This is a genomic window from Crocosphaera sp. Alani8 (assembly GCF_038442745.1).
Classification (GTDB): Bacteria; Cyanobacteriota; Cyanobacteriia; order Cyanobacteriales; family Microcystaceae; genus Crocosphaera.
Genome location: NZ_JARVCN010000247.1, coordinates 1 through 4,829 on the forward strand (window position 1 = coordinate 1; position 4,829 = coordinate 4,829).

6 protein-coding genes are annotated in these 4,829 nt (G+C 41.1%); 4 read left to right on the plus strand and 2 right to left on the minus strand.

Going from position 1 to position 4,829, the window contains the following annotated elements:
- Positions 1 to 118 precede the first annotated feature (118 nt).
- Complete coding sequence (locus P9B04_RS14445) at positions 119 to 598, minus strand: DUF2656 domain-containing protein (protein ID WP_342055687.1); 480 nt, start codon at positions 596 to 598, stop codon at positions 119 to 121.
- Between the two features lie 209 nt (positions 599 to 807).
- Here P9B04_RS14445 and P9B04_RS14450 point away from each other — a divergent pair, with 209 nt between their 5' ends.
- From P9B04_RS14450 to P9B04_RS14465, 4 genes are all read left to right on the plus strand, one after another.
- Positions 808 to 1,536, plus strand: a complete 729-nt coding sequence (locus P9B04_RS14450; RefSeq protein ID WP_342055688.1) for a 15,16-dihydrobiliverdin:ferredoxin oxidoreductase — start codon at positions 808 to 810, stop codon at positions 1,534 to 1,536.
- Positions 1,537 to 1,705: 169 nt separating this feature from the next.
- Complete coding sequence (locus P9B04_RS14455) at positions 1,706 to 2,443, plus strand: phycoerythrobilin:ferredoxin oxidoreductase (RefSeq protein ID WP_342055689.1); 738 nt, start codon at positions 1,706 to 1,708, stop codon at positions 2,441 to 2,443.
- A gap of 227 nt (positions 2,444 to 2,670) precedes the next feature.
- The gene (locus tag P9B04_RS14460) at positions 2,671 to 2,883 is read left to right on the plus strand and encodes a hypothetical protein (protein ID WP_342055690.1); all 213 of its coding nucleotides are present in this window, start codon (positions 2,671 to 2,673) and stop codon (positions 2,881 to 2,883) included.
- Positions 2,884 to 3,041: 158 nt separating this feature from the next.
- Positions 3,042 to 3,635: a phycobilisome protein gene (locus P9B04_RS14465; RefSeq protein ID WP_342055691.1), complete on the plus strand. Its 594-nt coding sequence runs from the start codon at positions 3,042 to 3,044 to the stop codon at positions 3,633 to 3,635.
- 213 nt (positions 3,636 to 3,848) lie between these two features.
- On the opposite strand, the gene P9B04_RS14470 is transcribed toward P9B04_RS14465, so the two are convergent.
- Positions 3,849 to 4,670 (minus strand): pentapeptide repeat-containing protein, encoded by an 822-nt coding sequence (locus tag P9B04_RS14470; RefSeq protein ID WP_342055692.1) that lies wholly within the window; start codon positions 4,668 to 4,670, stop codon positions 3,849 to 3,851.
- Between the last annotated feature and the right edge of the window lie 159 nt (positions 4,671 to 4,829).

The following is a 4,829-nucleotide window of genomic DNA, read 5'->3' on the forward strand; positions in this document are numbered from 1 at the left end:
ATCTTTGTCCCCTAACTTTCGGCGAGTCCCCCCAGACTTTTTGAGAAGCTTCAATCAGTTAACCAATTCTCGGCGAGAAATCACCAATTGAGAAACGAAACAAGAAGCACAGGGGAGTTTATGGATATGTCACTCTCTCAACTTTGAATACATTATCAATCGTTTTCCCTGCTGTTTTCTCCTCCCATCCTAACGCAGTTAAAAAGTCTTCAGCAGAAGTTGTTTCTACCACATCAACTCCCCATTCTCCAGGTTGTAATGTGTCAGGAGAACTCCCATTAGGAGGAGTTGTTTTAAGTCCGCCCAAAATCAAAATATCAGGAATACTATTATCTTGATTCTTTTGAGCAATCCTCTTGTTTACTAAAGCATCTGCGCATAGTTCTCCCACTTGTAGAGAAGAAAACTTGTTTTTAAAAAACACAATTTCTACCATCCAGTGAGGATGACTTAATTGACGACATCTAACCCCATCATATTGACTTAAGCCATCAATAAATACTTGGGTAAACTCTTCTAAACTTAACTCAGGAAAGATATCATTAGAGATATCAAAATTATGAGAAAGTAACATTCTTCCTGTTTCAACTTCAGTCATGATTTTGCTCAGTTTTTTTTTACGGTGAAAGTAAGTCCCTTAAAGACTTTATTTGCAAACCTTCTGCTACAATACTAAAGCAATATTTTAGTGTAGTGAGTCAGTATATTTGCTATATTACGATTTATGACTTTCTTGGTGATAAACGAGACAGAAGCTAAGGATTTTCTTTATTCTCAGGGAAGGTTTTACTATTTAGTCTTCAGTTTATGTTTCAGCCTTTTCTCCAATACCTAGAAAAAGAACTGTTTAGTCGCTTTGAGCTGAAAAGCAGACCTATTAGCCCAGAATTAGAGTTCCAAATCAGCCAACGGGGAAAAAATCCCGCAATGATTGAAAGTTGGTGTTATGAATGTCCCCAATTCCGAAAAATACGCTACACCTACATTAATGCGGGGGAAACTGCCCAAATTTTTAATAGTGTTATTTATCCAAACCATCAGTATGATTTGCCTTTATTGGGAATTGATTTTTTAGCTTTTGGGCAGAAAAAAATATTAGTAGTTTTAGATTTTCAGCCTCTGTTTCGTGACCCAGATTATTTAAAGAAATATATTGAACCGATGGCACCAATTCGTAAAAAATATAATGATTTGGCGCAAGACTTGGAAATGAAGTTTTATGATGCTAACCAATATTTTTCTCCCTATTTATTATTTGCCAGAACTGATCCTCAGACGGTTATAGAGCAGCTTTTTCCTGCTTATCAAGAATATATTCAATTATATTGGCAACTGGTAGAACAAGCTGAGCCAAAGACAGATTCAAACCAGGTTGAACGAATCATCAAGGCACAGAAAGATTATGATCAATATAGTGCAGAAAGAGATCCGGCCTCGGGGCTATTTAAGAGCTATTTTGGTCATGAATGGTCGGAAGAATTTCTCCATAAATTTTTGTTTGAAGATGCCGTTGCCGTTGTTGATAATAAAAGTTAACGCTTAATTTTAAGATGGTTGAGGAAGTTTCCTAGCCAAGGAATTAGGCCAGGTTTCTATATGTGAATTTAAGAATCTCCCGTTACAGCGTAGCTTAACGGTGAGAGTGTCAACGGACAGAGATTTGGAGCAGACAAAAGATCAACATTATTATTAAATTTCTAATCCTATGACCCTTTACCAACCTTTCTTAGACTATGCTATTTCGCTGATGGAAGACCGACTTTCCTTGCAACCCTATCCCATTCCTGAAGGGTTTGAGAGAAAAGAAGAAATGACAGGGAAGGGGAAAAGACAGCAAGAGGTTATCACTAGCAGCTATGCTTTTAAATCTCCCAAACTAAGACAAATTCGAGCTGCTCACGTTCAAGGGGGTAGTTCCCTACAAGTTCTTAATTTTGTCATCTTCCCCCAGTTAACCTATGATTTGCCCTTTTTTGGAGCAGATTTAGTCACATTGCCTGGGGGACACCTCATTGCCTTGGATATGCAACCACTCTTCCACGAGAATGCTTACCTGCAAAAATATACCGAGCCTATCTTGCCCCTCTTCAAAAGCCACCAACAGCATTTACCCTGGGGGGGAGATTTTCCAGAAGAAGCGAAACCCTTCTTTTCTCCAGCTTTTTTATGGACTCGTCCCCAAGAAACAGAAGTAGTCGTCACACGAGTTTTCTCAGCTTTTAAGGACTATCTCCAAGCTTATTTGAATTTCGTGGAGGAAGCCAAACCGATTACTGATAGTCAAAGGCTCGAAGATATCCTCCAAGCACAAAGGAGTTACATCGCCTACCGTGCGCACAAAGATCCGGCACGAGGAATGTTTACTCGTCTGTATGGAAAAGCATGGACAGAAGAGTATATTCATGGCTTCCTGTTCGATTTAGAACGCCAACTGGTAGCCTGAAGCGTGGTGAATAACCGAGAAAATTGGAGATTGACGGAAAACGAAAAAATATTAAGTTTTTTGACAAAGCCAGACTTAATATAGCCTTGATGCCATAAGCTCAAGACTAATAAAACGATCTGGTCAATAGTGAAGAGTATCTCAATAACTTTGGCTACGATACTATTCCCTACCAACGGGGACGAATCTTACCCAGTCAATGTCAAGGGGAGTTACCCTTTGGTCCTATGCCTCGATATGGAGCTGACTATCGTACTGAATTAGAGGAAATCGGTTATTTCCCTGGTCTCCAACCCACTTATTACTGGAAATGGCAACAGCCCCCTTATCCAGCATGGGTTCGTTTGACGGGTAAAGTCATCACTCTTACTGGGGCAGGGTTATTAAGCATTGGTGTCATTGCTCTCGCCCTAGCTGCTTGGGGGATCATTCGTCTCTAGCTTGACTACTTCGACCCGCCTAACAGCTGACGTTGAGGCTATGAGAGACCCTGGAAATAGGTTTTCTGTACTCCACATGTAACCATATTTGACTAATTTTTCGGATAACGTTGGTGATACTCAGATATTGCCCCTTAACCAATTTATTGAGGACTTCTATGAGTAGTCAATTAAGCGAAAGAGCTAAACAATTAATTCCAAAAGCCAGAATTGTGAGTTTTAACCGTTGGCAAAAGTCACATTCAGATGAAGTGCTGCAAATTTTTCAGCAAGCAGATGATCAAGGTCGCTATCTTACAGATGAAGACTTAGCACAAATTAAAGCTCTAGGGACAGAGCAGTCATCAGCAGTTGAAAAAGCGAGATTTTTGCGAGACAACGCTGACTTAATTGTTAATTACGCCAGGGAACAAGTTTTGGCCACCTATCCTAAAATTACCGAGTTAGGTGGTGGACTTTATCCCCCTGAAAGAGCCGAAGCTTGCTGGCGAGATTTCTGGCATTTTCTGCGCTGTATCACCTATGGAATTGCTGGAAACAGTCCTCAATTTACTAGCCTAGAAGGACTTAAAAATATGGAGTTGCTCTATGAAGAATTGCAAGTTCCTCTTGATGCCATGATCTGCGGCTTAGAAAACTTGAAAATCTATAGCTTACAGCAATTCAAACCTGAACAACAGCAGGAATTGACTCCTTATTTTGACCATTTAATTAGTCATCTTAAGGATTTTCATATCAACCCTATCTCATAGACAATTTAGGATTTAATTGTTATCGTGAACTACCTCAACGCTTATCAAAGATTAGGGGCTTCTGCAAACATTTTGTTAAAAATCTAGCCATCTAGACTCCCGTTATATTTCTCCTTCAAAAGGACTAATAGACATTAACGGGAGATGGATTTTAACAATAAATAAATCAAGGCGGTAGCGTTTCCTTGCGGTTTCAAAGTTTAGTTTTCCAAGTTAGGAAGAGCCAAGACTCCTCGCTGTATTAGAGCGAGTGAAAGAATTCCAAGTGCCTAACTCTTGGGCGGGACGACTGCATAAACAAACCCTGTCTAACTCACTTAATCCTTTAGCCCCCGTAAAGTCTGCTCCAGCGATGCTCTGTAACTGTTCCCAACTGACTTCGGTTAAGTAGGCTCCTCGCAAGTCGGCTGCCTGTAATTCCGCACCAATGAGTCGAGCTTGGTACAAGTAAGCCCCTGTGAGAAATGCTCCTTGAAGGTTCGCTCCACTTAAGGCGGCTCCTTGAAGGTTCGCTCCCGTCAAATCGGCCCCACTCAAGTAAGCTCCTCTCAAGTTTGCATAACGTAAGTCTGCGCCCCTGAGATTGGCTGTATTAAGGAAGGCTCCCCCTAAGTTTGCATAAGGACCAACCGCACCGGAATTCCGATAGTCATAGCCTTCAGGCCAAATAGTGAGAGAATCGTAGAGTGCCAGTTGCAGTTTTGCCGACTCTAGCTGTGCGCCACTCAAATTACACCCTTGTAACTGGGTGCGATGTAAATAACTATCTCGCAAATCAGCATCGGTTAGGTTGGCAAATTTCAAGTCAGCCCCGCGTAAGTCAGCCTCGCGTAAGTCAGCCCCCTGAAAATTTGTTTCCCCACTTTTAGCCCCAATTAAGATAGCACCGCTTAAATTCGTCTGAGATAAATCCATCTGGCTCATATCTATGCCTTGTAAATTCCTATTGGCAAGACTCTGGCCATTAGCGATAGCGGATTTTATTTCATCAAGAGAGAGGGGAAGAGAGTTAATGTTAGCAGCAAGGGATTTCATGAGAAAATGAGTTAGTTGAGTGACCTTCTCTAATAAGGATAAAACATAAATGTTACTGACACCTCCCATGACCATGATGGATTTCTTTCGTAAAAGTGAGGGAGTCGAAGCTTCTCAAAAAGTCTGGGGGGACTCGCCGAAAGTTAGGGGACAAAGATG

What these genes read in the sequence shown, in the direction of transcription:
- P9B04_RS14445 (WP_342055687.1), bottom strand. Translation starts at nt 598, where the DNA reads ATGACTGAAGTTGAAACAGGAAGAATGTTACTTTCTCATAATTTTGAT.
- P9B04_RS14450 (WP_342055688.1), top strand. Translation starts at nt 808, where the DNA reads ATGTTTCAGCCTTTTCTCCAATACCTAGAAAAAGAACTGTTTAGTCGC.
- P9B04_RS14455 (WP_342055689.1), top strand. Translation starts at nt 1,706, where the DNA reads ATGACCCTTTACCAACCTTTCTTAGACTATGCTATTTCGCTGATGGAA.
- P9B04_RS14460 (WP_342055690.1), top strand. Translation starts at nt 2,671, where the DNA reads ATGCCTCGATATGGAGCTGACTATCGTACTGAATTAGAGGAAATCGGT.
- P9B04_RS14465 (WP_342055691.1), top strand. Translation starts at nt 3,042, where the DNA reads ATGAGTAGTCAATTAAGCGAAAGAGCTAAACAATTAATTCCAAAAGCC.
- P9B04_RS14470 (WP_342055692.1), bottom strand. Translation starts at nt 4,670, where the DNA reads ATGAAATCCCTTGCTGCTAACATTAACTCTCTTCCCCTCTCTCTTGAT.